The organism is Plantactinospora soyae, from assembly GCF_014874095.1.
GTDB classification, from domain to species: Bacteria; Actinomycetota; Actinomycetes; order Mycobacteriales; family Micromonosporaceae; genus Plantactinospora; species Plantactinospora soyae.
Map to the genome: position 1 here is coordinate 6,402,346 of NZ_JADBEB010000001.1, position 24,845 is coordinate 6,427,190.

24 protein-coding genes are annotated in these 24,845 nt (G+C 70.6%); 12 read left to right on the forward strand and 12 right to left on the reverse strand.

The window, feature by feature from the left end:
* Window positions 1–30 precede the first annotated feature (30 nt).
* The gene (locus H4W31_RS27925; protein WP_192769356.1) at window positions 31–990 is read right to left on the reverse strand and encodes a methionyl-tRNA formyltransferase; all 960 of its coding nucleotides are present in this window, start codon (window positions 988–990) and stop codon (window positions 31–33) included.
* A 210-nt stretch (window positions 991–1,200) separates the two neighbouring features.
* On the opposite strand from H4W31_RS27925, the gene H4W31_RS27930 reads away from it, so the two are divergent.
* Window positions 1,201–2,565, forward strand: a complete 1,365-nt coding sequence (locus tag H4W31_RS27930) for a lysine N(6)-hydroxylase/L-ornithine N(5)-oxygenase family protein (RefSeq protein WP_192769357.1) — start codon at window positions 1,201–1,203, stop codon at window positions 2,563–2,565.
* Between the two features lie 93 nt (window positions 2,566–2,658).
* Window positions 2,659–4,278 (forward strand): polyprenol phosphomannose-dependent alpha 1,6 mannosyltransferase MptB, encoded by a 1,620-nt coding sequence (mptB, locus tag H4W31_RS27935; protein WP_192769358.1) that lies wholly within the window; start codon window positions 2,659–2,661, stop codon window positions 4,276–4,278.
* Window positions 4,279–4,429: 151 nt separating this feature from the next.
* Here mptB and H4W31_RS27940 read toward each other — a convergent pair whose 3' ends face one another.
* Entirely contained in the window at window positions 4,430–4,723 is a 294-nt protein-coding gene (locus H4W31_RS27940) for a DivIVA domain-containing protein (RefSeq protein ID WP_192769359.1), read from the reverse strand.
* 292 nt (window positions 4,724–5,015) lie between these two features.
* On the opposite strand from H4W31_RS27940, the gene H4W31_RS27945 reads away from it, so the two are divergent.
* Together H4W31_RS27945 and H4W31_RS27950 are read left to right on the forward strand one after the other, a co-directional pair.
* Entirely contained in the window at window positions 5,016–5,255 is a 240-nt protein-coding gene (locus H4W31_RS27945) for a winged helix-turn-helix domain-containing protein (protein ID WP_192769360.1), read from the forward strand.
* A gap of 168 nt (window positions 5,256–5,423) precedes the next feature.
* Entirely contained in the window at window positions 5,424–6,077 is a 654-nt protein-coding gene (locus H4W31_RS27950; RefSeq protein ID WP_192769361.1) for a hypothetical protein, read from the forward strand.
* A gap of 19 nt (window positions 6,078–6,096) precedes the next feature.
* On the opposite strand, the gene H4W31_RS27955 is transcribed toward H4W31_RS27950, so the two are convergent.
* The 4 genes from H4W31_RS27955 to H4W31_RS27970 all read right to left on the reverse strand — a co-directional run bounded on the left by H4W31_RS27955 (window position 6,097) and on the right by H4W31_RS27970 (window position 9,332).
* Window positions 6,097–7,605 (reverse strand): hypothetical protein, encoded by a 1,509-nt coding sequence (locus H4W31_RS27955; protein ID WP_192769362.1) that lies wholly within the window; start codon window positions 7,603–7,605, stop codon window positions 6,097–6,099.
* 6 nt (window positions 7,606–7,611) lie between these two features.
* A complete protein-coding gene (locus tag H4W31_RS27960) occupies window positions 7,612–7,929 on the reverse strand; it encodes a hypothetical protein (RefSeq protein WP_192769363.1) in 318 nt (105 codons plus the stop codon).
* A 127-nt stretch (window positions 7,930–8,056) separates the two neighbouring features.
* Entirely contained in the window at window positions 8,057–8,926 is an 870-nt protein-coding gene (locus tag H4W31_RS27965; protein ID WP_192769364.1) for a TIGR03619 family F420-dependent LLM class oxidoreductase, read from the reverse strand.
* A 40-nt stretch (window positions 8,927–8,966) separates the two neighbouring features.
* Window positions 8,967–9,332, reverse strand: coding sequence for a MerR family transcriptional regulator (locus H4W31_RS27970; RefSeq protein WP_192769365.1), 366 nt, complete (start codon window positions 9,330–9,332; stop codon window positions 8,967–8,969).
* A gap of 223 nt (window positions 9,333–9,555) precedes the next feature.
* Between H4W31_RS27970 and H4W31_RS43880 the strand changes: the two genes are divergently transcribed.
* Window positions 9,556–9,879 carry a DivIVA domain-containing protein gene (locus tag H4W31_RS43880; RefSeq protein ID WP_192769366.1) on the forward strand — a complete coding sequence of 108 codons (324 nt, stop codon included), beginning with the start codon at window positions 9,556–9,558 and terminating at the stop codon, window positions 9,877–9,879.
* Between the two features lie 80 nt (window positions 9,880–9,959).
* On the forward strand, window positions 9,960–10,685 hold the full coding sequence (locus tag H4W31_RS27980; RefSeq protein ID WP_192769367.1) for a restriction endonuclease: 726 nt from the start codon (window positions 9,960–9,962) through the stop codon (window positions 10,683–10,685).
* On the opposite strand, the gene H4W31_RS27985 is transcribed toward H4W31_RS27980, so the two are convergent.
* On the reverse strand, window positions 10,679–12,082 hold the full coding sequence (locus H4W31_RS27985; protein WP_192769368.1) for a glycoside hydrolase family 5 protein: 1,404 nt from the start codon (window positions 12,080–12,082) through the stop codon (window positions 10,679–10,681). The genes H4W31_RS27980 and H4W31_RS27985 overlap by 7 nt on opposite strands.
* 8 nt (window positions 12,083–12,090) lie before the next feature.
* Window positions 12,091–13,221, reverse strand: a complete 1,131-nt coding sequence (locus H4W31_RS27990; protein WP_192769369.1) for a LacI family DNA-binding transcriptional regulator — start codon at window positions 13,219–13,221, stop codon at window positions 12,091–12,093.
* 405 nt (window positions 13,222–13,626) lie between these two features.
* Here H4W31_RS27990 and H4W31_RS27995 point away from each other — a divergent pair, with 405 nt between their 5' ends.
* The 4 genes from H4W31_RS27995 (at window position 13,627) to H4W31_RS28010 (ending at window position 19,000) form a co-directional block, all read left to right on the forward strand.
* The gene (locus H4W31_RS27995) at window positions 13,627–14,541 is read left to right on the forward strand and encodes a carbohydrate ABC transporter permease (RefSeq protein ID WP_225945721.1); all 915 of its coding nucleotides are present in this window, start codon (window positions 13,627–13,629) and stop codon (window positions 14,539–14,541) included.
* Window positions 14,534–15,409 carry a carbohydrate ABC transporter permease gene (locus tag H4W31_RS28000; RefSeq protein ID WP_318783441.1) on the forward strand — a complete coding sequence of 292 codons (876 nt, stop codon included), beginning with the start codon at window positions 14,534–14,536 and terminating at the stop codon, window positions 15,407–15,409. The genes H4W31_RS27995 and H4W31_RS28000 overlap by 8 nt, the downstream gene beginning before the upstream one ends.
* 88 nt (window positions 15,410–15,497) lie before the next feature.
* Window positions 15,498–16,790, forward strand: a complete 1,293-nt coding sequence (locus H4W31_RS28005) for an ABC transporter substrate-binding protein (RefSeq protein WP_192769370.1) — start codon at window positions 15,498–15,500, stop codon at window positions 16,788–16,790.
* Entirely contained in the window at window positions 16,787–19,000 is a 2,214-nt protein-coding gene (locus H4W31_RS28010) for a hypothetical protein (protein WP_225945722.1), read from the forward strand. Before H4W31_RS28005 ends, H4W31_RS28010 begins: the two co-directional genes overlap by 4 nt.
* Before the next feature lie 18 nt (window positions 19,001–19,018).
* On the opposite strand, the gene H4W31_RS28015 is transcribed toward H4W31_RS28010, so the two are convergent.
* Window positions 19,019–19,684: a hypothetical protein gene (locus H4W31_RS28015; RefSeq protein ID WP_192769371.1), complete on the reverse strand. Its 666-nt coding sequence runs from the start codon at window positions 19,682–19,684 to the stop codon at window positions 19,019–19,021.
* 182 nt (window positions 19,685–19,866) lie between these two features.
* On the opposite strand from H4W31_RS28015, the gene H4W31_RS28020 reads away from it, so the two are divergent.
* The gene (locus H4W31_RS28020; RefSeq protein WP_192769372.1) at window positions 19,867–20,334 is read left to right on the forward strand and encodes a MarR family winged helix-turn-helix transcriptional regulator; all 468 of its coding nucleotides are present in this window, start codon (window positions 19,867–19,869) and stop codon (window positions 20,332–20,334) included.
* A gap of 72 nt (window positions 20,335–20,406) precedes the next feature.
* On the opposite strand, the gene H4W31_RS28025 is transcribed toward H4W31_RS28020, so the two are convergent.
* From H4W31_RS28025 to H4W31_RS28035, 3 genes are all read right to left on the reverse strand, one after another.
* On the reverse strand, window positions 20,407–21,216 hold the full coding sequence (locus H4W31_RS28025) for an ABC transporter ATP-binding protein (RefSeq protein ID WP_225947178.1): 810 nt from the start codon (window positions 21,214–21,216) through the stop codon (window positions 20,407–20,409).
* Window positions 21,217–21,304: 88 nt separating this feature from the next.
* Window positions 21,305–22,369, reverse strand: a complete 1,065-nt coding sequence (locus H4W31_RS28030) for a FecCD family ABC transporter permease (protein WP_192769373.1) — start codon at window positions 22,367–22,369, stop codon at window positions 21,305–21,307.
* A gap of 3 nt (window positions 22,370–22,372) precedes the next feature.
* A complete protein-coding gene (locus H4W31_RS28035; RefSeq protein WP_318783442.1) occupies window positions 22,373–23,449 on the reverse strand; it encodes a FecCD family ABC transporter permease in 1,077 nt (358 codons plus the stop codon).
* A gap of 345 nt (window positions 23,450–23,794) precedes the next feature.
* Here H4W31_RS28035 and H4W31_RS28040 point away from each other — a divergent pair, with 345 nt between their 5' ends.
* Window positions 23,795–24,814, forward strand: a complete 1,020-nt coding sequence (locus H4W31_RS28040) for an iron-siderophore ABC transporter substrate-binding protein (RefSeq protein WP_192769374.1) — start codon at window positions 23,795–23,797, stop codon at window positions 24,812–24,814.
* Window positions 24,815–24,845 lie beyond the last annotated feature (31 nt).

Sequence of the window (24,845 nt, forward strand, 5' to 3'; positions counted from 1 at the left end):
GTGCGGATGGCGGTGCTTCTCGGATGCGGCCTACAGGCGACCGTCGGGGTGGCGGGTCAGGTAGCCGCCCATGGTCCGGAAGTAGTCGGTCGCGGCGTGGTCCTGACCGTCGTCGGTGCGTACCCGGGTGATGGCCAGGCCGTGTTCGCGGCCGGTGCGCGCGTCGGGCCCGGCCACGATCACCACGCCGTCGCCCTCCCGGTAGAAGATCCGGCCTGGGGTGCCGCCGTACCGGTTCTGCGAGACCCGGGCGGCCAGGATCCGCAGCCGCCGGCCGTCGTGGTGGGTGAAGGCGTTCGGGTACGGGTCGGACTGCGCCCGGACCAGCCGCTCGATCTCGTCGACCGGCCGGGTCCAGTCGATCCGGATGTCCTCGACCGACCGCTTGTGGAAGAAGCTCGCCTTGGCCCGGTCCTGCTTCGGCCAGTCCGTCCGGCCGGACGCGATCAGGGCCAGCCCGTCCACGGTGATCGGGCCGAACAGCTCCAGCGTCCGGTGGAACAGGTCGGTGGCGGTGTCGGTCGGGCCGACCGGTACGGCGCGTTGCAGCACGATGTCGCCCGCGTCGAGGGTGTCGTCCATCAGATGGGCGGTGACCCCGACCTCGCGCTCGCCGTTGAGCAGGGCCCAGATCAGCGGCGAGAAGCCGGCGTACGCGGGCAGCAGCGAGTCGTGCACGTTCAGCGTCCCGCGCGGCGGCAGGTTGAAGATCTCCGGCGGGATCCAGGTACGCCAGTTGGTGGCGACGATGACGTCGGGCTCGGCCTGCCGGAGCCGCTCCATCAGCTCGGCGTCGCCCGGACGCTTGCGGATCAGCACGGGTACGTCGTGCTTCTCGGCCAGGTCGGCCACCGAGTCGTCCCAGATCTTCTCGTACGCGTTCTCGCTCTTCGGATGGGTGACGACGAGGCTGACCTCGTGCTCGGAGTTCAGCAGCGCCTCCAGGGTGCGATGCCCCCAGGTCTGATAGCCGAACATGACAACGCGCATCGACGCCTCTCCTCTTCGCCTCGCCCGCGGTCGCTTCCGTTCGCCGCGAGAGCAACTGCCAAGCGGTCCATATTGTCCTTGACCAGGGTGTAGGTTAGCCTAACCTAAATGCCACGGATGGTCGACCGTCCGCGCCAGCCGCACCGGGTCCGTACGGATCCAGTCCTCCACCAAGCCGGCCGACCGGCCCGGCAGACTGATGGGACAGGTATGTCACCAAGCAATCGCAGCGATGATCCCCAGGTCCACGACCTCCTCGGCATCGGATTCGGCCCGTCGAACCTCGCCCTGGCCATCGCCATCCGCGAGGCGAACGCGGAGTCCCGCACGGGACACGTCGGCAGCGCGGTCTTCCTGGAACGCCAGCCCCGCTTCGGGTGGCACCGGGGGATGCTGCTCGACGACACCACCATGCAGGTGTCGTTCCTGAAGGATCTGGTGACGCTGCGCAATCCGGCCAGCGAGTTCAGCTTCCTCTGCTACCTGCAGAGCCGGGGCCGGTTGATCGACTTCATCAACCACAAGAACCTCTTCCCGTCCCGGGTCGAGTTCCACGACTACCTGGAGTGGGCGGCGGCCCAGGTCGACGACCTGGTCCGGTACGGCCACGAGGTCGTCGACGTGCGGCCGGTGTGGCAGGACGGCCAACTGGTCGGCTTCGACGTGGCGGCCCGAACCGGTGCCTGTGCCACCCCGCCGGTCGTGCACCGGGCCCGCAACCTGGTGCTGGGCGCCGGCCTGCGGCCCCACCTGCCCGAGGGCGTCACCCTCGACACCCGGATCTGGCACAACCGTGACCTGCTGCCGAACCTCCGGAACCTGGTGCCGGCGGCACCGGCCCGCTTCGTCGTGGTCGGTGCCGGGCAGAGCGCGGCCGAGGCCGTCGACCACCTGCACCGCGAGTTCCCCCAGGCCGAGGTCTGTGCCGTCTTCTCCCGGTACGGCTACAGCCCGGCCGACGACAGCGCGTTCGCCAACCGGATCTTCGACCCGGCGGCCGTCGAGGAGTACTTCGAGGCGCCGCGCGGGGTCAAGGAGATGATGCTCGCCTACCACGGCAACACCAACTACTCGGTGGTCGACCAGGAGCTGATCGACGCCCTGTACCGGCGCGTCTATCAGGAGAAGGTACGCGGCATCGAGCGACTGCGGATGTTCAACCTGTCCCGGGTGGTGGAGACGGTCCGTACCCCGGAGGGGGTCCGGACGGTGGTGGAGTCGCTGGTGACCAACGAGAAGACGGTGCTCGACGCCGACGTGGTGGTCTTCGCCACCGGCTACCGGCCGGTCGACCCCTTCGAGCTGCTCGGCGAGGTGGCGCAGGTGTGCCAGCGGGACGAGGCCGGGCGGGCGTTGGTGGACCGCGACTACCGGCTGCGTACCGGGCCGGAGGTACGGGCCGGGATCTACCTCCAGGGCGGCACCGAACACACCCACGGCATCTCCTCGTCGCTGCTGTCCAACACCGCCGTACGGGCCGCCGAGATCCTCGCCTCGATCTCCGCCCGGGCCGTCGCCTCGGACCCGTCGCCCGACCGGCAGCCCGAGTACGCCTGCGCCCCCGGCCCGGCGTGACGGCTGCCGGCCGCCTCGGACGGTTCGCCGATGTTCGTCCGCAGGTAGCGCGGAGCGCGGTCGACATTCACCTGTGCTGGCCACGATGCCCGCATGCAGGGCTCGTACTCGCCGAACCGGCTCCGGTGGCTGGGCCTCGCCTGCTCGGTGGCCATGGCGGCGAGCGCCTACCTCGCCGGGGAGCCGTCGCAGCGCGGCCCCGGGTGGGGCGTCGGCGTCGCACTCTGGGCGGTCGGCGCCGCCGGGCTGGCAGCCGTCTGGTGGCGACTGCGCAACGTCGCCGCGCCGGGATGGCTGCTGGTCACCGGGGCGCTCTGGGCCCTGCCGCTGCTACTGGCACCACCGCTGGGCAGCCACGACGTCTACGCGTACGCCTGCCAGGGTGAACTCGTCGCGGCCGGACTCGACCCGTACGTCGCCGGGCCGGACGCGCTGCCGTGTCAATGGCTGGACCGGGTCTCGCCGACCTGGCAGGGCACACCGGCGCCGTACGGTGCGCTCTGGCTGGTGGTCGAGCGGTTCGCCGGCGCCGTCGCGTACGGGAGTCTGCCGTTCGCGGTGACGGTGCTCCGGCTGGCGGCGATCGGCGGCGTCCTGCTGGCCACCATCGCCGGGGCCCGACTGGCCCGCCACTGCGGCGCGGAACCGGCCCGGGTGGTCTGGCTCGGGGCGCTGGGCCCACTGACCCTGGTGCACGCCGTCTCCGGCGCGCACAACGACGCCCTGCTCGCCGGGCTGATCGTGGCCGGCCTGCTGGCCGCAGTCGGTCCACTGCCTGTCGTTGCTCCACTGGCTGTCGCCGATTCGTCGGCCCGTGCGGGACGGCTGGCTGCCGCCGGTCCGTTGGCCCGTGCCGGACAGTTGGCTGCCGCCGGTCCGTTGGCCGTCGTGGAACGGCTGGCTGTCGCCGGACCACCGGCCGGCACGGACCGGCGGATCGCCGTCGCCCGGCTCGTCCTGGCCGGGGCCGCGTTCGGGGCGGCCGCCTCGATCAAGGCCACCGCATTGGTGGTCGTGCCGTTCGCGGTCGCCGTCGTGCCGTGGGCCCGGACCGGTCGACGTCGGATCGCGGCCGGCGGGGTCCTGGCCGTCGCGACCGTCGGCACCGTCGTGCTGCTCGCCGGCCTGACCGGGCACGGCTTCGGCTTCGTGCAGAGTTGGCCGGCGACCGCCGGCAACGTCCAGTGGTCGTCGATCCTGACCGGCGTCGGCATGGCGGTCGGATACGGGCTGCGGATAGCGGGCCGGCCGGAGGCGTACGCCACCGCCGTCGAGGTCGCCCGGCTGGCCGGACTGTGCGTGCTGGCCGCCGTCCTGGTGGCGGTGTGGCGGCGGGCACTGCACGGGGGAGTAGCGCAGGGCGTCTCCGCCGCAGGCGTGGCACTGCTCGCCACCGCGCTGCTCGGTCCGGTGTTCTACGCCTGGTACGCCCTCGCCGGAGTCGCCGTGCTGGCGGCCACCGCACCCCGGGGCCGGGCGGCGACACTGCTCCATGCCGGTGCCGCCGCGCTGGTCTTCCTCACCCTGCCGGACAGCCTCGGCCTGGTGACGAAGACGAAGGTTCCCGGGGCACTGTTCGACGTACTCCTGGTCTGTTGGGTGATCGCCTGGCGGGTCGCCGGGGCCCGTCGGGCCAGCTCGCACTGGTCCCAGTCAGGCGGCCGGACGGCGGCGGACCTCGTCGGCCGATCCGCGTCGTTCGGCCGGCGCTGACGAGTGGACCCCGACCCCGAGGATTCTGGCCGATTCCATTTGAGGAATCGGCGCTGAGACCGTTCTCGAAACAGCAACGCGCGGTGGGCGGGCGAACTGCACCAAGCCCGGCCAACCACCAGGAGCTCGTCGCCGGGCTTCCGCTACACGGTTACCAGTGGCCTGAATTGCCTCGTGGCGGCTGTGGCCGGTTGCAGGTGCGGGCGTGCGTGGTCTGCCAGTCGCGTAGTACTCGCCGGAGGCGGGCGTTCTCCGTCCTGGCCATCGTCAGCTCTCGCACCAGGACGGACAACTCGTCGGCCAGGCGGAGTTGGAACGCGCGTACCTGCTCGCCGTCAACGCCCAGTCGTCGAGGCGCGAATCGCCGGGTGCGTACCTCGTGCGGGGTCAACCAGTCCGGCGAGCCTCCGCTGAAAGCCCGGCCACCGCGATACACCTCGGCCACGTCAATCCTTTCCAGAGCGTGGAAGCGTCTCCGGTACGCCTGGATGGGCGGACCGTCCACCTGCCGGCCGCGGACGATCCGCCCGCACCTGCCACCGCAGCCTCAATCGGCGGTACGCCGGCAGGGCAACTTGGCAGGTCGGGGCGGTGCACCCGCCCCGACCGGGTCACCTCGATCCCCGGTGCCACGCAGGGAGGAGGCTTCCTGCAACTTAGCTGTCCCAGTCATCAAACAAAGAGTTGTTGCCGGATGCCGTTGCGTGATCGAATTGGCGTGCCACGCAGGGAGAGCCATGCCAATCGCCGCTGACTACATTCGCATTGCTGACGAGATCACCGCCGAAGTGAGAGGTGGGAAGCTCAAGGCAGGAGACAAGCTGCCACCGATCACCGCGCTTGCGGCGAAGTACAAGGTCAGCCCGTCAACGATCAAGCAGACCTACGTGCGCTTGGAAGCGCTGCGAGTCATATGGCGGCACCAGGGCAAGGGAATCTTCGTCAACGATCCAGCTCTCTGGATGCGGGAGCCCTGACCCGGGAGTCGGGCGAGCAAGATCTGTGGGAGCAGCCGACGCGGCCCAGAGGGTGCACGCTCGGCTGCGCTGCGGATATGACCATCACTGGAGCCGCCGGAGCGGCTGTGGGGGTAGTCGTGGCCCGGCGGGCCCGTTCGGCTTGGCCGGATGCGGCACGATGGGCCGGTGCTTGTCGACGTGGCCAACCGGGCCGCCCGGATCGCCGGGGCGGTCCTGCTCGTCACGGCGCTCGCCGGCTGTCCGGGACGACCGGGGGAGAGCCAGGTCGAGCAGGAGCGGGTCGACCTGCTGCGCGCCGATCCGGTCCTCGCCGACGCGCTCGAACCGCCCGACGCGTACCCCGGCTGGGAGATCAACGACGGTAGCTGGAACCGTTCCGAGGTGAGCGCGCCGCTGGGGCTGTGGCGCTCGCCGGTGCCGGGCGGCATCGCGGCCACCGAGGCCGAGGGCCGGATCGCCGAGATCCTGGCGACGGTACGGGACAGCGGTTGGACGGTACTGCACGCCCGCTGCGTGACCGGATCGGATGGTTGGCGGTGGGCCGTCGTCGGCTACAAGGTGGCGGCCGGGGTGGGGATCTGGTTCCATCTCGTCGCCGAGATCTGGCCCGACGGCAAGGGCAGTTCCTCGATCCTGCTGCGGGCACCGAACCGGCGTGACGACGTCAATCCGTTCGCCGACGCACCGGCCGGGCTGCCGGCCGGGCAGTCCTGCGTCGAGCGGCCCGGGGTGGTGGCACCCGCCGAGGAGGACGGTGTCTACCTGGAGCTGGCCTCGTCGTACACCGAGGGTGCGACTTCCGATCCGTCGCACCGCTGAGTCCGGTCCGGACCCACGGTCAGCCGGGCAGGGCCACCCCGTTGGCGTGGGCGAAGCCGGCCGCCGCACCCAGGTTGCCGTTGCGGAAGTCGTCCTCGTCGACCCGGCCGACGACACCGCTCCCCGGGTTGTAAACGACCAGGTCCGAGCCCTCGTGCCCGACGAGCAACACATAGTGGGCCGGGTACGAGTCGCCGGCCAGCACTGGCACGGTGTGCCCGGCGTCGACGGCGGCCACCGCGTCGCGCAGGGCCGGATTGACGCTGCCGGCGTCGGTGTCGTCGACGAGCCGGAACTCGTACTCGGTGCCGAGGGTGCCGGCGTGGTCGTTGAGTTCCCCGACCAGCCCCCAGGGCGGGGTGCCGAGCTGGTCCGGCCAGTTGCGACTGGACCGTTCGTAGGTGGCCTGCTGCTCGTCGGCGAGCCGTTGCAGCACCGCGTCCCGGTCGACGGCCTTCGGGTCGTCCGGCTCGCCGCCGGTGGTCAGGTAGAGCGCGTACAGCGGGTCGGCGATCGAACGGAGCACGACCGTGGTCATCGAGCCACAGGTCACGTCGTTGAACTGGCGCAGCCGTCCGCCGTCGTACGTCGCCGAACCGGTCTGGCCCGGGTCGACCAGGCTGAGGTGCCGGTGCAGCCAGGCCTCGTCCCGACCGTTGATGGTCCGGCCGAACGCGACCACGTCGTCGAGTGGATGTCCGGCGGCCAGCGCCTTGAGCAGGTACGCCCGGTGGGCCTGGCTGGGTGCCTGGGCGAGCAGTTCGTCGACGCGTCGGCGGTCCTCCGGACCGAGCTGGTCGTACCGGTCGGCGGCCCGGCTGGCCTGGGCTCCGGCGAGGACGGCGTTGTCGCCGGCCAGGTTCCCGTCGATGCCGATCCCGGTGGTGAGGACGATTCCGGCCGGCGGAAGGGTCGAGTCGGCCATCGCCCCGGCCCGGGCCTTTCCGGTGACGTCGCCGAGCACGATGGCGAGGGCGTCGGCGGCGACGATGCTCCGGTCGTACACCTCGATGCATCCGGTGACGAGCCGGGTCAGGCCGCGGACCAGGTCGTCCAGGGCGGTCGGGTCGGGAAACGGGAGCCCGGCGACGTGCGTCGCGTCGTGCCAGGCGTCGCGGAGCGCCCCGTGCAGTTCCTCGTGTCGGCCGCGCAGTGCCCGGACCTCGGTCGCGTAGCTGTCGAGGGCCGCGCGTACCCGGATGAACTGTGGGCCGGTCGCCTCGATCAGGCCACCGGTCGCGGTGACCAGCTCGGCGGCGCTCGCTCCGGCGACCCCCTGCCAGATCTCCGGCAACCGCCCGGTGCCGAGCCGTCGTACGTCGGCGGCGATCGGCCCGACGTCGCCGGCGGCCACCCCGAACGCCACGGCCAGCTCCTCGATCCGGTCCGGGTCGCCGGGCGGCGGTTCGGAGATCATCTGCAGCACCGTGCTGACGGTGCCGACCGCGTTGGCCGGGTTGAGCGCCGACAGGAGCTGGCGTAGCCGGTTGATCAGCGTGCTGAGCTGGGCGTAGTCGGTGGAGGTCATGAGTGGTCAGCCCGCCTTCACCGGTCCGTCACCGCCGAGTCGGGTGGCCGCCGTCGCGTCGCTGGTCGCGTACCCGTCGGCGGACAGCACCACGCCATCGCACAGTTCCGCCAGCAGTCGGACGTGGACGGAGAGTTCGCCGTGCCACCGCTCCTGAAGTCTGGTGAAGGCGGTGGTCACCTCGGCGACGCCGAGCGCGTCACCCGGATCGGCGGTGACGCCGTCCCACCGGTCCCGCACTCCGCACAGTTCGGTGGCGAGTTCACACGGCACCTGGCCGGCCACCCGCAGTGCATCGGGTTCGACCCGTACCGACTCCGTCATGGCGACCCCCAGCGTTCGAGTGCCTGAACGGTAACAATGTGTTGCCATCGGCGGTGTACCCGAACGAGGAGTTTTCGCGGTCGCGCACGGTGGCGGAGCCACTCGGGTCGGGCTGCTGACGGCCGGGCTACCCGGGTTGCCGGTCGACCAGTCCGAACCGCTTGGCGAAGGCGGACATCTCGTCGCGTTGCTCGTCGGGGTCGGTGGCGCTGGTGCTCACGACGATTCGGGTCACGCCCTCCGCAGCGAGCGCCTCGACCCGTTCGCTGGTTATGTCGATCGATCCCCAGCGGGTGTACTCCAGGGCTTCGGGACTGCGGCCGGCCGCGACGGCGGTCGACCTGGCCAGGTCGAGCTGGGCGGCGCGTTCGGCGGGACCGAGGGCACCGCCGGGAAAGTAGCCGTCACCCCGCCGTCCGGCGCGCCGGGCGGCAGCCCGACTCGATCCGCCGACGTGGATCGGGAGCTGGGTGCTGTCGTGGGGCTTCGGGAAGCTGCACAGGTTGTCGAAGCTGAAGAACTCCCCGTCGAAGCTGACGCCCTCCTCACCGCCCGCCCAGAGCAGTCGCAGTACGTCGATCGCCTCGTCGGTACGCCGGCCCCGGGTGCTGAAGTCCACTCCGACCGCGCGGGCCTCGCCCGGCAGGGTGCCGAGTCCCACGGTCAGCAGTCGCATCCGCCCCTTGGACAGCACGTCGATGGTGGCCAGCCGCTTCGCGAGGACCACCGGATGGTGGTACGGCAGCAGCAGAACCCCCGTGCCGAGCAGGATCCGTCGGGTGGCCGCGGCGACGAAGCTCAGGGTGTCGAGCGGATCGGCGTAGGGCAGCGACGGTGGGATCTCCCAGCTTCCCAATGTCGCGCCGGGGTACAGCGCGATGTGCTCCGGCAGGTACAGCGCCTCGAAGCCGTGGTCCTCGGCGTGTCGGGCATAGGCAACAATTTTGTCCGGGTCGACGCCGTAGAAGGGCGTGCTGTAACTGATCGCGAACTTCATGTTCATTCTCTCGGTCGGCCCAGTGCGTCGGTCAGCGTGGTCAGTGCGGTGACCGCCTCGCGATCGCCTGGGTGAGCTGGGTCTGCAACTGCCGCCGTACCGTGCCGAGCCGGTCGATCCGGGCGTCGACCTCGGCCAACTTGCGGCGCAGCACGATCACCGAATCCGGGCAGACGTCTCCGGACGTGTTGCCCGCGCGTAGGCAGGCGACGAACGGGCGGATGTCGTCGAGGTTGAACCCCACGGCGAGCCGGGCCCGGATCTCGTGTACGACCCGCAGCTCCGCCTCGTTGTACTGGCGATAGCCGTTCGGGGAACGCTCGGCGCGTACCAGGCCGTTGGCCTCGTAGTACCGCAGCGTGCGGGTGGTCGTGGCAGCGCGTTCCGCCAGCTCGCCGATCAGCATTCGCCCTCCCCGCACCCGGTTCGTTCGTGGCAACGGTAAACCTTGTCGCCAGCGTCAAGGCAACGTGCGCCCGGTCACGTGTGCGCCCGCGAGGTGGCGTTCACCGGGATACCTGCCGGCGGCGGGGCAGGTGGCGACGGCCCGAGCCCGGAACGCGTCCGGTCCGGGATCTTGTCAGGCGCCGATACCATCGGGCTCCATCGTGGAACGGGAGGCCCGGCCGATGTCCAACCTGACTCCGTCGGACGTGCGGAACATCGCCTTCAAGAAGCCGGCGCTGGGCCGGCGCGGGTACGACGAGCAGGAGGTCGACGAGTTTCTGGAGGAGGTCGAGAGCACCATCGCCGCCATGACCGAGGAGATCGCGACGCTGCGCGCGCAGTCGGGTCCCACCGGCACTCCACCATCGGCGATCACCGCACCACTCGACCAGCAGGGCGTGGTGCTCGCCCAGCTCGAGGAGATCAAGGCCCAGCTCGGCCGGATCGAGTCCGCCGTCGGCGGGGGCCCGAGGTATCCGTTCGGGGATCCGATTTTCCGGAGTTGAGCGACGGCGTCGAGCCGACCGACCGGGAAGTGTCGCACCCGATAGTCACACTGGGGCTACCCCTCGTCACAGGAGTGTCGATGCCGCGAGTCAGTTCGTACCGACGCCGGGACGGTACCCGGGTCAGGGGCCACTACCGGTCCCGGCGTCCCGGCGGTGGCCGGTCCCGGCGGCCGTACGCCCGACGGCGCTCGTCCCGACCGGCCGCGCCGGACCGGTCCGGCTGGTGGCTCGCCGGAGTCGGCGGCGCGCTGGCCGCCGCCTGGGTGATCACCGAGTTCGTCCAGCGGCATCCGGTCTGGTCGACCCTCATCGCGATCGGGCTGGTGGCCGGCGGAATCGCCGTGCTGACCCTCGTGCTCAAGGCCCGCGCCCGGCGGGCGGCACAGGACCGGGCGCGGGCCCGCCACGTCGAGGCGACGGACGCGATGACCGGGCCGGAGTTCGAGGACTGGGTCGCCGGGGTGCTGGTCCGGTCCGGCTTCTCCGGGGTGCGGGTGTGCGGGGGCTCGGCCGATCGCGGCGCGGACATCACGGCGACCGCGCCGGACGGCCGCCGGGTCGTCGTGCAGTGCAAGCGACACGGCCCGACGAACCGGGTGGGTAGCGCGGCGATCCAGAAGTTCGCCGGAACCTGCCGCAGCATCCACGGTGGCGAGATCTGCGTGATCGTGACCAACGGGTTGTTCGCGGCCGGCGACGGGCTCCGGCTCGCCCGGGAACTGGACATCGGCCTGGTCGACCGGTCGGCCCTGGCAGTCTGGGCCTACACCGGCTCGGCGCCGGCGGCCATCGGCCGCTACTGAGGTCGTCGCTCCGCCGCCAGGTGCGCGCGCAGCGTCTCGACCAGGGCGTCCCGCCGGGTGCAGTCCCGCAGCGCGAACGAGGCGGCCAGTTCTTCGGCCTGGTCGGGAGTCACCCCCTCGAAGCACCGGCCGAAGTCCCGGACCATCGGCTCGGCGAGCAGGATGTGCCGGACCAGCAGGTGGATCCAGGCCCGGCGACCCCACGGGTACGGCTCGAAGTCCGGGTACTCCCGATCGAAGAGTTCCTCGATCGGGTCGAGGATCTGTCGGACCTGCCGATCGGTACCGCCCCAGGAGTCCACGCCGAGCCGGGCCTTCTTCGCCACCACCGGTGCGATCCGCTGCCGGTACGGGCTCTGCTCGGCCGCGTACACCAGCCCCTGCAACCCGACGTCCTTGTACGTCCACAGTGCCCAGCTCGCGCCGTGGGACCGGTAGATGTCGAGCTGGTCGCCGAGCAGCCGCAGCCGGGAGGCGTCCCGTTCCGGCTCACCGGTGTAGACCGGACCGAACTCGCCGATCCAGATCGGCGTACCGGTGCGCCGCATGAACTCGGTGCGCCGCAGGAACGATCGCTCGACCGCCGACCTGTCGAAGTACTCGCCCCGGGTGATCCCCGGATACTCGCTGCCGGCGGCGATCCCCGGGAGCGCGTAGTCGTGCGCCGTGTAGACCGTGTCGGGAAACGGTTCGGTGAACATCGAGAAGTCGGTGGAGTAGCGGTTGCCGTCCAGGAACAGCACGTGCCGGGGGTCGACCTGACGGATCGCCCCGACGAGGCGTTCGTAGAAGGGCCCGATGACCTCGCCGGACGGATCGGCGGGTTCGTTGACCGGGTTGTAACCGGCCACCGCCGGGTTGTCCCGGTACCGGTCGGCGATCGCCTCCCACAGGTGCACGACCCGGTCCTGGAAGTGCCGGTGGGTCCAGAAGTGCGCCCAGTGGGTGGGGTTGTCACTGTGCCAGTTCTGGTTCTGGTGTCCGGGCACCGCGTGCAGGTCGAGGATGGTGTAGAGGCCGGCGTCGGCGCACTGCTCGACGACCCGGTCCAGCCAGTGGAATCCCTCCGGCTTGAGTACGAACGGACGGTCGTCGTCCTCGAAGTGCCGGTAGTTGAACGGCACCCGTACCGAGTTGAAGCCCAACGAGGCGAGGTAGCCGGCGTCCTCGGCGGCGAAGAAGTCGGTCAGGAACCGCGCGAAGAAGCGCTGGTAGCCCTCGTCGCCGAGGGCCGCGCGCAGGGCCTGGCGCTGCTGGGACTCGGTCCCCGGGTAGCCGGTGATGAAGTTCTCCATGTTGAGCCAGCCGCCGAGGCCGACTCCGGCGAGGGTCACGACCGTTCCGGTGGCGTCGACGAGCCGGTCGCCGTCGACCCGGATCCAGGGCAGCTTCTTCATGTCGCCTCCTAACTGCGTTGCGCACTCCGTCCCGCCGGAACCGGACCGGTGCTCTCCCGGACCAGCAGGCGGGGCTGGAATGCGACGTTGTGCCCGGCCGGTCCGCCGTTCATCAGCGTCCAGAGCCGGTCCCAGGCCTGCCGGCCCAGTTCGTTGCGGGGAATCGATGCCGTGGTCAGCGGCGGGGTGGTGTAGCGGGCGAAGGGGATGTCGTCGAAGCCGGTGACGGAGATGTCCTGCGGCACCGCGACCCCCAGCTCGTGCAGCCCGCTCAGCGCGCCGAAGGCCACCATGTCGTTGAACGCCACCACCGCGGTCGCGTCGGCGTCGCGTACCGCCCGGGCTGCCGCGTGTCCGTCGTCGAAGGTGGCGCCGCAGGCGAGTTCGACGAACGTACAGGCCGGTTCGCTGGCGCAGGCCGCGCGCAATGCGGCCCGGCGGTCCCGGTTCGACGTACTGGCCGCCGGGCCGGCGAGGTAGAGCAGCCGCCGATGGCCGAGGGATCGCAGATGGGCCACGATCGCGGCGATTCCGGCGGAGTAGTCGACCGACAGCGACGGCACGCTGCTGCCCGGCAGGTCCCGGTTGAGCAGTACGAGCGGCGCGAGCCGTTCGCTGAGGGCCCGCAGCTCGGCCTCGGGCACCCGGGGCGCGGCGAGTACCAGGCCGTCGGAGCGGCGTCGGGCCTCCACCGCCAGGATCGCCTCCTCGGCGGCGTTCTCGTTGGACTCGGCGACCAGCAGTCGGTGCCCGTGGGTGCCGGCGGCGTGGCTGAGTCCCCGGAGCACGTCCTGGAACATCGGGTTGGCCAGGTCCGGCACGATCAGCGAGACCGTGCTGGTCCGGCCGAGCGCGAGGCTGCGGGCGACCAGGCTGGGCTCGTAGTTCAGGGCCTCGGCGGCGGCGCGGACCCGGGCGGCGAGTTCGGGCGCGACGGTGGGACTGCCGTTCATCACCCGCGACACGGTCGCCCGGGACACTCCGGCCGCCTCGGCGACCCGGCCGATCGTGGCGGCGGGGCGGTCCGGGCGGCTCCGGGCGCGCCGAGTGCGGCGGCCGGGCTGCCCGTCCGGCTCCGCGCCGGTCCGGTGGTCGGCGGGGGACGGTGCTGCGCTGCGGTGCTCACCGGTCGGGCTCATCTCGTGTCTCCCCTGCGCGGCCGACCGTGCTTTCCGTCCGATCAGGACGGACGAACTCGCGGGCGGCGCGGCCACGTCCGCAGGGAACCCCCGAGTGGCACCTCGGTGGCCGCCGCGAAGGCGTGGGAGCGCACGGTAACCGCTCGTTGACGTCCTGCTGACTGCCTGGCGGGCCTCGAAGATACCGGTTACCCGATCTTGATAGCAACCGGTTTCTTTGATCTTCGCTTCGACCTGCGCCGGAATGTTTCCACAGGTGGACGGCCTACATTTGTCTCGTTGACAGTTGATGTTGGCTTTGTTAGAAACTGGTTACTCGGCCCAGAACCGGGCCCTGCGGGCATGATGGGCATGACGGGCATGGTCGACGCTCCACTCGCGACATCTCCGGCGAAGGGTGCTCTGATGAGCGATCGCACGGGCACACCTGCACGACGGTCGGGTCCTCGACGCCGCGACAACCGGGTGGCGTACGGCTTCCTGGCGCCGTGGATCGTCGGGATGCTGGTCTTCACCATCGGGCCGATCCTGGCGTCGCTGTATCTCTCCTTCACCGACTACACGCTGCTCAGTCCACCGCAGTGGTTGGGGCTGGAGAACTACCAGCGGATGCTGGAGGACTCCCGGCTGCACAAGTCACTGCTGGTCACCTTCCAGTACGTCTTCGTCTCGGTTCCTCTCCAACTGGTCCTGGCCCTCGGGCTGGCGCTGCTGCTCAACCGTGGGGTACGCGGGCTGAGCATCTACCGGTCGGTGTACTACCTGCCGTCACTGCTGGCCGGAAGCGTCTCCATCGCGATCCTGTGGCGCCAGATCTTCGGCAGCGAGGGACTGATCAACCAACTGCTCGCCCGGGTCGGCATCGAGGGTGTGAGCTGGGTGTCCCACCCCGACTTCGCGCTCGGCACGCTGGTCGTGCTGAACGCCTGGACGTTCGGGGCGCCGATGGTCATCTTCCTGGCCGGCCTGCGCCAGATACCCGCCACCTACTACGAGGCGGCCTCGGTCGACGGCGCCGGCCGGATGTCGCAGTTCTTCCGGATCACGATCCCGCTGCTGACGCCGATCATCTTCTTCAACCTGATCCTCCAGATGATCGGTGCCTTCCAGAGCTTCACCCAGGCCTTCGTGGTCAGCGGCGGTTCGGGTGGCCCGGCGGACTCCACGCTGCTGTACACGCTCTACCTCTACGAGCGGGGCTTCGGCTCGTTCGAGATGGGGTACGCGTCCGCGATGGCCTGGACGCTGCTGGTCATCATCGCCGGCCTGACCGGCGTCAACTTCCTCTTCGCCAAGCGATGGGTGTTCTACGGTGACTGAGCCGACGACCACGGCCGGGGTCCGCCCGGCGTCCCGAGCCGATCCGCCGGCCCGACGGATCTCCAAACACGCCCTGCTGATCATCTTCGGCGTGGTGATGATCTACCCGTTGCTCTGGATGGTGTCGAGTTCGGTAAAGCCGACCGAGGTCATCTTCCGGGACCCGTCGATCTGGCCGCGCCAGTTCGATCTGGGCAACTACACCGACGGCTGGACGGCGCTGGCCCAGCCGTTCCACCACTACCTGTGGAACTCCGCGGTGATCGCGGCCGCCTCGATCGTCGGCAACCTGCTCTCCTGCTCACTGGCGGCGTACGCGTTCGCGCGGCTGGAGTTCCGGGGTCGCCGTACGCTCTTCGCCGCGATGCTCGCCACGATGATGCTGCCGATCCACGTGCTGATCGTGCCGCAGTACGTGCTCTTCTCGCAGCTCGACTGGATCAACACCAGCCTGCCGCTGATCGTCCCGAAGTTCCTCGCCACGGACGCCTTCTTCATCTTCCTGATGGTGCAGTTCATCCGGTCGCTGCCCCGGGAACTGGACGAGGCCGCCCGGATGGACGGCTGCGGACACCTACGGATCTACTGGCGGATCATCATGCCGCTCTCCGTACCGGCGCTCGCGACCTCGGCGCTGTTCACTTTCATCTGGACCTGGAACGATTTCTTCAGCCAGCTCATCTTCCTGACCAACCCCGACCTCTACACCGTGCCGGTCGCTCTGCGGTCGTTCATGGACGGACAGGGTGAGACGGCCTGGGGCCAGTTGTTCGCGATGTCCATCGTCGGGTTGGCGCCGATCTTCGGCTTCTTCCTGGCCGGCCAGCGCTACCTGACCCAGGGCCTCGCCACCACCGGCCTGAAGTAGTTCCACCTGCGGTACCCGCACCATCGAGATCGGTCAGTGAACCGTTTCACACCTCCTGCCGACACCCACCGTCCGACAAGGAGTTCCGATGCGAGCCAGATCCACCCGACACCGCCTGACGGCGGTCGCTGTCTCGGCCGTCGCGCTGCTGGCCGTCTCCGCCTGCGGAGACTCCGGGGGCGACGACGGCCCCGTCCAGTTGCGTTTCTCCTGGTGGGGAAATAACGACCGGGCGGCGGCCACCCAACGGGTCATCGACGCGTTCCAGACCGCGAATCCGGACATCAAGGTGACCGGTTCGTCGGCCGACTTCAACGCCTACTTCGACCGACTCGCCACCGAGGTCGCGGCGGGCGACGCACCGGACGTGATCACCCTGGGCGGGGCCTACCCCCGGGAGTACGGCGACCGGGGTGCGCTGCTCGACCTGGCCCGGGTCTCCGCCGAGCTGAAGACCGACAAGATCGATCCGGCGGCGCTGGGCAACGGGCGTTTCGAGGACAAGCAGTTCGGGGTCCCGACCGGGGTCAACACCTTCGCGATGGTGGTCAACCCGACCGTGTTCTCCAAGGCCGGCGTGCCGCTGCCCGACGACAGCAAGTGGACCTGGGACGACTTCAGCCGGATCGCCCGGGAGATCTCGGCGAAATCCCCGAAGGGCACCTACGGGGTGGCCGACCCGACCAGTGCCGACATGTTCGACCTGTACTCGCGGCAGCGCGGCGAGGCGCTCTACACCCCCGAGGGCAAGGTCGCGATCAGCCGGCAGACCGTCACGGACTGGTGGACGATGACCACCGGACTGCGGGACTCCGGTGCCACCCCGCCCGCCTCGGTGACCACGGAGCTGGAGGGCCAGCCGGCGCCGGAGCAGACTCTGATGGGTCGCGGCCTGGCCGGGATGCAGTTCGACTGGAGCAACCAGCTCGGTGCGCTGCGCAAGGCGTCCGGGCAGCCGCTGGAACTGCTGCGCGCGCCGGGGGAGAGCACCCAGAAGCCCGGCATGTGGCTCCAGGCCTCGCAGATCTACACCATCAACGCCCGGTCCGAGCACCCCAAGGAGGCGGCGAAGTTCGTCGCCTTCCTGGTGAACAGCCCGGAGGCGGGGAAGATCATCCTGACCGACCGGGGCATCCCGGCGAACTCGGAGGTCCTGACCGCCGTGGTGCCGGCGCTCAACCCGGACCAGTCCGCCCAGGCGAAGTTCATCGAGCGGGCGACGCCGCAGGCCGGCCCGCCGCTGGTGATCGGGCCGACCGGCTCCACCGACACCCGGCTCATCGTGCAGCGGCTCAACGCCGAGGTGCTGTTCAACCGCAAGTCCCCGGCCGACAGCGCGGCCGAGTTCATCAAGCAGGTCGAGGCGGCGATCGGGAAGTGACGGTGGCGGGCGGCGGTCCGGTCCCGGACCGGAACGGAAACTCATCCGGGATCGACCGCCGTAGCCTCGTCGACCGGCACACGGTCGAACTCGCCGGGATCCTGCCGGAGTCCCCACTCTCCGTGGGCAACGGCGAGTTCTGCTACACCGTCGACGTCACCGGGTTGCAGACCTTTCCGGACCGCTACCCGGTCGAGAACCCCGGGGGCGCCGGAACGCCCGGCACGCTGCTGGGCACCCAGTCACAGTGGGGCTGGCACAGCGTGCCGGGCGAGCGGCCGTACGACCTGTCCGCCACGAGCCGGACGTACCGGACCCCTCGGGGCCCGGTCGAGTACGTCGACATGCGCGGCGAACTCTCCGGCACCGGGGAGGCGCCGGAGTCGGCCGCCGAGTCCTGGCTGCGGAACAACCCGCACCGGCTCGACCTCGGGCGGATCGGACTGGTGCGGTCGACCCGGACGGCCAGCGCCGGAATCGTCGCCCGGCCACCGGACCCGGCCGAGCTGGGCGACGCGCACCAGCGGCTGGACCTGTGGACCGGCACCATCTCCAGTCGCTTCCGGCTCTCCGGTACGCCCGTGCGGGTCAGCACCGTGTGTCATCCGGAGCGGGACGTTCTCGCCGTACGGGTCGAGTCGGCGCTGCTGACCGAGGGCCTCGCCGTACGGGTCGCGTTTCCGTACGGGTCGGAGGCGTGGAGCAACGCGGCGGACTGGTCACGACCGCAGGCCCACTCCTCGACCATACGGCCGGCCGTTCGCGGCTGCACCGTGCTGCGGGTGCTCGACGACACGACGTACTCGGTCGGGATCGGGGTCACGGACGGCGCCCGGATACTCCACATCGGACGGCACGAGATCATCGTCACCAGCGAGCGGGCCGTGGTCGAGGTGGTCGTCGGATTCGCGCCCGGCGACGTGCCGCTCGGCCGGTCCAGCGGGCTCGGGCTGCCCGTCGCCGACCGGACCGGCCCGCCGAGCGTGGCCGAGCTGCCGTCGTTCGCCGACGTCGCGGCGGCGTCGGGCCGGCACTGGCCCCGGTTCTGGGAGGCCGGCGCCGCCGTGGAACTGGCCGACAGCCGGGACGGCCGGGCGGTGGAACTGGAACGTCGGGTCGTGCTCTCCCAGTACCTCACGGCGGTGCACTGCGCCGGGTCGCTTCCGCCGCAGGAGACCGGCCTGATGGCGAACAGCTGGCGGGGCCGGTTCCATCTGGAGATGCACTGGTGGCACGGGGCGCACTTCCCGCTCTGGGGCCGGGCCGAACTGCTGGAACGGAGCCTCGGCTGGTACGCCGGCATCCTGCCGAGGGCCCGGGAGACCGCCCGCCAGCAGGGTTACGCCGGCGCCCGGTGGCCCAAGCAGGTCGGCCCGGACGGACGGGAGAGTCCCAGCCCGATCGGACCGTTCCTGGTGTGGCAGCAGCCGCATCCGATCTTCCTGGCCGAGCTGGTCCGGCGCAGCACGGACTCCGACGCCGCGCTGCACCGGTACGCGGACGTGGTACTCGCCTCGGCCGCGTTCATGGCCGACTTCGTCTCCGGCGGCGACGGCGGCTACCGGCTCGGTCCGCCGCTGGTGCCGGCGCAGGAGTCGTACGCCTCGATGCGGGAGACGGTCACCAACCCCACCTTCGAGCTGGCCTACTGGTCCTGGGGACTACGCGTCGCGCAACGCTGGCGGGCCCGGCTCGGCCTGCCCGTCGAGCCGTCCTGGGCGGAGGTGGCCGCCAACCTGGTCCGCCCGCCCGTCCGGGACGGGGTCTACCCGGCGATCGACGTTCCGCCGTACACGCTGGCCGAGGACCATCCGTCGATGCTGTACGCATGGGGATTCGTCCCGCCGACCGACCTGATCGATCCGGACGTGATGCGGGCGACCCTGGGCGAGGTGCTGGGAACCTGGGACTGGGACTCCACCTGGGGCTGGGACTATCCGGCCATCGCGATGACCGCGACCCGGCTGGGCGAACGGCAGACCGCGATCGACGCGCTGCTGCTGCCCTCGCCGAAGAACGGGTACCTGCCGAACGGGCACAATCGGCAGACCCGGTCGCTGCCGGTCTACCTGCCGGGCAACGGTGGCCTGCTGGCCGCCGTCGCGCTGATGGCCAGGGGCTCGGACACCGACGCCGGCCGCCCGACGCCGGGCTTCCCCGACGACGGGACCTGGACGGTCCGCCACGAGGGACTGCACCCGATGCCGTGACGGCGTCGGGCTCCCCGGTCAGTACTGCATGACGCAGTAGACGACGGTCGGGTACGTGAACCGGTACCAGCGGTTCCACTTGCGGTCCCGCGTGCACTTGTTGCCGTTGGAGGCGCCCGGGACTATGTCGATGAGATGGACCGTCCCCTTCGCCTTGCACTTCGGCGCGTGTACGACCCAGCCCTCGTCCTTCGGGAACTTGTAACAGAAGAAGCGCACCAGATGGTGCTCCAGACAGAGCCGGTACCCATTCTCGGTGATGTACGGCATGCCAGGTTCGGCGCAGCCGCGCCGGTCGTAGTCGACCGACACCACCCGGTAGGTGCCGCTGCTGCCGTTGCAGTTGCCGACCCCGAGGAAGCCTCCGCCCGCGTCGACGCCGATGCACTGCCCGATCCGGGCCGGCGCCGGTGGGGGTGCCGGCGTGGTCGTCGGGAGCGGCTCGGGCGGTGCGTAGGTGCTTCCGGCAGTGGTCCGGGTGTTGTCCTTCCGGTTTTCGATCGCCATGCCCACCGCCACGACGCCGCAGACTCCGATCAGGCACAGGGCCAGGAACCCGGCGACCAGTCCGATGATGAGTGGCCCGTTGCTCTTCGGTGGTGCCGGCGGCGGCACGACCATGCCGGGTCGCGGGGGGAGCATCCCCGGATAGCCAGCCGGGCCCGGTGGTGGAGGCGACGTCACGCGACGAGTGTCACACACGCCGACATCGGCGTAGCGACCGTCCGTCCAGATCGGACCAGGCCGGACAACTGGTCCGGATCAGCATGCAATGGGCGTCCCGTTCCGCGGCCTTGACCTCAACCAGAATCGAGGTTCTATGTTCAGTCGGTCGGCGATCTTCGAGACGACGGGGGACAACAGGCATGACGACGCAGCAACTTTCCGATGCCCAGCTCGCAGCCCAGCCGGCTGCGTACTGGACCGGTGTGGCCTACGAGGCCCTGATCGCCTTCATCCGTGCCAGGCAGGCCGAGTTCGGGTTCACCCAGCCTCAGTTCTGGCTGCTGCGAAACCTGTCGAGGAACGACATCTCGACCGATGGGCACGGCATGACCATCCCCGAGCTTGAGCGGGCGATGAGCACGTACCTCAGAGCCGAGGACGACCTGGCGGCGGAGGCGGAGGTCCTGCTGGAGCGGGGCTGGCTCACCCGGGACGGCGAGGGACGGTGGTGGATCACCGAGGCGGGGGAGGAGGCGCGGGTGGACCTCAAGAAGCACGCTCCGGCGATCGGCGCTCGCATCCACCACGGCATCGACGACGCGGACTACGTCACGACCCTGAAGGTGCTCCAGCAGATGATCCGGAACACCGGCGCCCCGACGAGCTGACCCGCCGGTCCCTAAGCCGCACCGCCGACCAGCGCCCCGGACGGACCGGTCCGCGTACCGCTCGCCGACCGGTCAGCGGGGACCGGCGGCGGTCACCCCGGACCGGGGATGGTGCCGGCTGGTGGGGATGACCAGCGGGGTACTGGTCAGTGGGTCGACGGTCACCTCGCACCGGACATCGAAGACCTCGTCGACGAGGTCGGTGGTGATCACACTGGCCGGCTGACCCTGGGCGACGATCCGGCCGGCCTTCATCGCGATGACGTGGTCGGCGTACCGGCACGCCTGGTTGAGGTCGTGCAGCACCATCACCACGGTCCGGCCGTCCCGGCGGTTCAGGTCGACGACCAGGTCCAGCACGTCGATCTGGTGGGACAGGTCGAGGAAGGTGGTGGGCTCGTCCAGCAGCAGCACCGGGGTCTGCTGGGCGACCGCCATCGCGATCCAGGCCCGCTGCCGCTGCCCGCCGGAGAGTTCGTCGACCGGGCGTTCGGCCAGGTCGGTGACGCCGGTCGCGGCGAGCGCCTCGGCCACCGCCCGTTCGTCGGCCGGCGACCACTGCCGCCACCAGGTCTGGTGCGGGGAGCGGCCCCGGCCGACCAGATCGATCACGGTCAGCCCGTCGGGTGCGACCGGTGCCTGCGGCAGGATGCCGACCTGCCGGGCGACCTGCCGGGTGGGCAGGGAGTGAATCGCCCTACCGTCGAGCTGGACGCTGCCGGCCTCCGGGTTGAGCAGCCGGGCCAGCGCCCGGAGCAGGGTGGACTTGCCGCAGGCGTTCGCCCCGACAATCACGCTGATCCGTCCGGGCGGAACCACCAGGTCCAGGTCGTCGACGACGACCCGGTCGCCGTACGCCAGCCGGAGCCGTTCGGCCCGCAGTTCCGGGTGGCCGGCGCCCGGGGTCGGGGCGGGCGGCGGGACTCCGATCTCGGAATCTGCGATGGTCAGGGTCGGATTCACGGTCACGTCAGCCTCCAGAACCGGCGCGGTTGGCCCGGATGAGTAGCCAGAGCAGGAACGTCGCGCCGAGCGCCCCGGTGACCACTCCGACCGGCAGGTCGACGTCCGGGATGAGCCAGCGGGCCACCAGGTCGCTGGCCGAGACCATCAGCGCCCCGGTCAGCGCGGAGGCCAGTACCGGCGGCGCGGGCAGTCGGGCCAGCCGCTGGGCGATCTGTGGTGCGGCGAGCGCCACGAAGAGGATCGGCCCGGTGGCCGCGGTGGCGAACGCAACGAACGCGACGCCCACCAGCACCAGGCTGAGTCGGGCCGTCTGGACCGGGGTGCCAAGGCCACGGGCCACCTCGTCACCGAGTTGCAGGGTACGGGTCCAGCGCCCGAGCAGCAGGGCCGCCGGAAGCAGTACGGCGACCGCGGCGGCCAACGGTCCGACCGCCTCCCAACCGCGCCCATTCAGGTTCCCGACCAGCCAGCCGACCGCTGCCTGTGCCTCGACCAGTTGGGCCCGGGTCAGCAGGTAGTCGGTGGCGCTGGAGCACATCCAGGAGACCGCGATGCCGACCAGCACGATCCGGTACCCGGTCGCGCCCCGGCGCCAGGCGAGCAGGTAGATGACGGCGGCGGTGGCGAGCCCGCCGGCCAGCCCGAGCGTCGGCAGGCTGAGCCCGGTGCCGCCGATCACGATCCCGGCCACCACGGCGGTGGTGGCGCCGGCGTTGATGCCGATCATGTCGGGGCTGGCCAGTGGGTTGCGGGTGATGGTCTGGAACACCGCTCCGGAGACCGCGAACGCCGCACCGGCCAGTACGGCGGTCAGCGCCCGGGGCAGCCGGAGTTCCCGCACGATGAAGACCTGACCGGCGTCGCCGGAACCCCAGAGCGCCGGCACCACCCGCAGTGGGTTCATCGGGTAGTCCCCGGTCGCGATGCCGACGCAGAAGACCACGAACAGCGCGACGGTGAGCCCGAGGCAGCAGAGCAGCAGCCGGGGCCGTACCACGCCGGAGACCGGTGGCTTGGCGATCCGGAAGGCGGTCCGCCGGCCGGTCCGGTTCAGTTCGACCAGAGACACGGCTCAGAGCTCCGCGAGCCGGCGTCGGCGTACCAGGGCGATGAAGAACGGGCCGCCGATGAAGGCGGAGATGATGCCGACCCCGACCTCGCTGGGGCGGGCGATGACCCGGCCGATGACGTCGGCCAGCAGCAGCAGGCTCGGCGCGAGCACCATGGTGAACGGCAGCAGCCAGCGGTGGTTCGGTCCGGTGATCAGGCGGGCCACGTGTGGAACCATCAGGCCGACGAAGACGATGGAACCGGCGACCGCGACCGCCGCGCCGGCGAGCAGGGTCACCGCCAGGGTGCCCTGTAGGCGTACCAGACCGACCCGCCGGCCCAGGGCGGCGGCGACGTCGTCACCGAGGGCGAGGCTGTTCAGGGCCGGGGCGGTGGCGAGGGCCAGTACGATGCCGACGGCCAGGAACGGCAGCAACTGGAGCACGGTCTCGGTGCCCGGTCCGGAGAGCGAGCCGGCCGCCCAGAACCGGTAGCGGTTCAGCGCCTCCGGGTCACGGAGCACGACGGCGCTGGTCACCGAGTTGAGCAGGAAGGTGATCGCCACTCCGGCGAGCGCGACCTTGACCGGGGTGGAGCCGCCCCGGCCGAGCCCGCCCAGCAGGTACACCACGATGCTGGCGACCAGCGCGCCGACGAAGGCGAACCAGATGTAGCCGTAGAGCGTGGCGATTCCGAACCAGGCGATGGCGATGACGATTCCGAGCGCGGCCCCGGCGCTGACGCCGAGCAGACCGGGGTCGGCGAGCGGATTGCGGGTCAGCCCCTGCATCAGTGCGCCGGAGAGGCCCAGGGCCATTCCGACGAGCAGGCCGAGCAGCGTACGGGGCAGGCGTACGCCCCAGACGATCGCCTCGACCTGCGGATCGGTTCCGCGCATTCCGGCCCGGTCGAGCAGGGCCTGCACCACCTGGTCGAGTGGGATCTGCCGGCTACCGACGGCGATCGACACCAGCGACAGGACGATCAGGACGGTCGTGGCGACCAGGAACAGCCCGACCGGCCTGCCGGGTCGGAACCGCCTTGCCCGGCCCGGCCGGGGTTGGACCCGGCGCGCCGGGGTTGCCTGCTCCGTTGACACGCGTCCTCACGTTCTCCTGTTTGGGCGGTAAGGGCAGCTCCCGACCGGTGGGTACCGGGAAGCGAAGATCTTTCTTAGGATAGGTATACCTTAGTTCAGAACTTCGTTGCTGGGGAGTCTCCGTCGCCGAGGTGGTTGAGGTTAGGTAAGGATTACCTTACTATCACCGGGGAGCGGAGCCGATGTCGGTGCCGCGCCGATCGGGGTCGACGCCGACCCGACGTCTTCGCACCGCCTTCCGATCGCCCGGACGTGATCTGCGGACCCGGGGTCCGCCGGAACCGAACCCAGCCGACCGCCCGGAATCCGCCGCACGGGGCCCGGAGAGAATTCGAAGAGGAGCCGATGTCCAGCACACCTGCCCGCGCGACCCGCTTGGGGCCCGTCGCCCGACTGGCGGCAGCCCTGGTCGTCCTCGCACTCGGCCTCGCCGGCTGCGGTGACACCGGCGGCGACGACCCGGCGCCCGCGGCCACCTCCGGTGCCTTCCCGGTGCGGATCGACCACAAGTACGGCGCCACCGAGATCACCAAGCAGCCCACCCGGGTAGTCACGCTCGGGCTCAGCGACCAGGATCCGGTGCTCGCCCTCGGGACCGTGCCGGTGGGCGCCATCGACTGGTTCCTGGAGCGGCCGTACGGCAAGTGGCCGTGGGTCCAACCGCTGTGGGGCAGCACCCCGCCGGAGATCGTCGGCGAACGCGACGACTACAACATGGAGAAGATCGCCGCCCTCCGACCGGATCTGATCATCGGGCTCTACTCCGGGATGACCCAGGAACAGTACGGGCAGTTGTCCAAGCTCGCGCCGACCGTCGCGCAGCCCAAGGGCTTCGAGGACTACGCCGCGCCCTGGCAGGACATGACCCGGCTGGCCGGTCGGGCGCTCGGCCGGCCCGAGCAGGCCGACAAGCTGATCGCCGACGTCGACGCGCGGTTCGCCAAGGCTCGGCAGGAACACCCCGGGTACGCCGGCAGGACCGTCGCGGTGGTCGACCCGTACGAGGCCGGCAAGTACGCGGTGTTCGCACCGAGCGACCCGAAGGTGGTCTTCATGACCCAGCTCGGATTCACCGTGCCGGACACCATCGTGCAGGCCGTCGGCAAGGAGTACGCCGCCGAGATCGGCTCCGAACGGCTCGATCTGGTCAACGTGGACAAGCTGCTGTTCCTCACCTCGGACGGCAGCGCCGAGCCCCGGGTGAAGGCGGACAAGGTGTACTCCAGCCTCGACGTGGCCAAGCAGAACCGGGCGGTCTTCCTGCCGTACGAGAACCCGCCGCTGGGTGGCGCACTCTCGTTCAGCACCGTGCTGAGCGTCCCGTACGCCCTGGACCAGATCCTTCCGCTGCTCGGCGACGGCTGACCCCTGCGCACCGGTACCACCCGGCCACCGG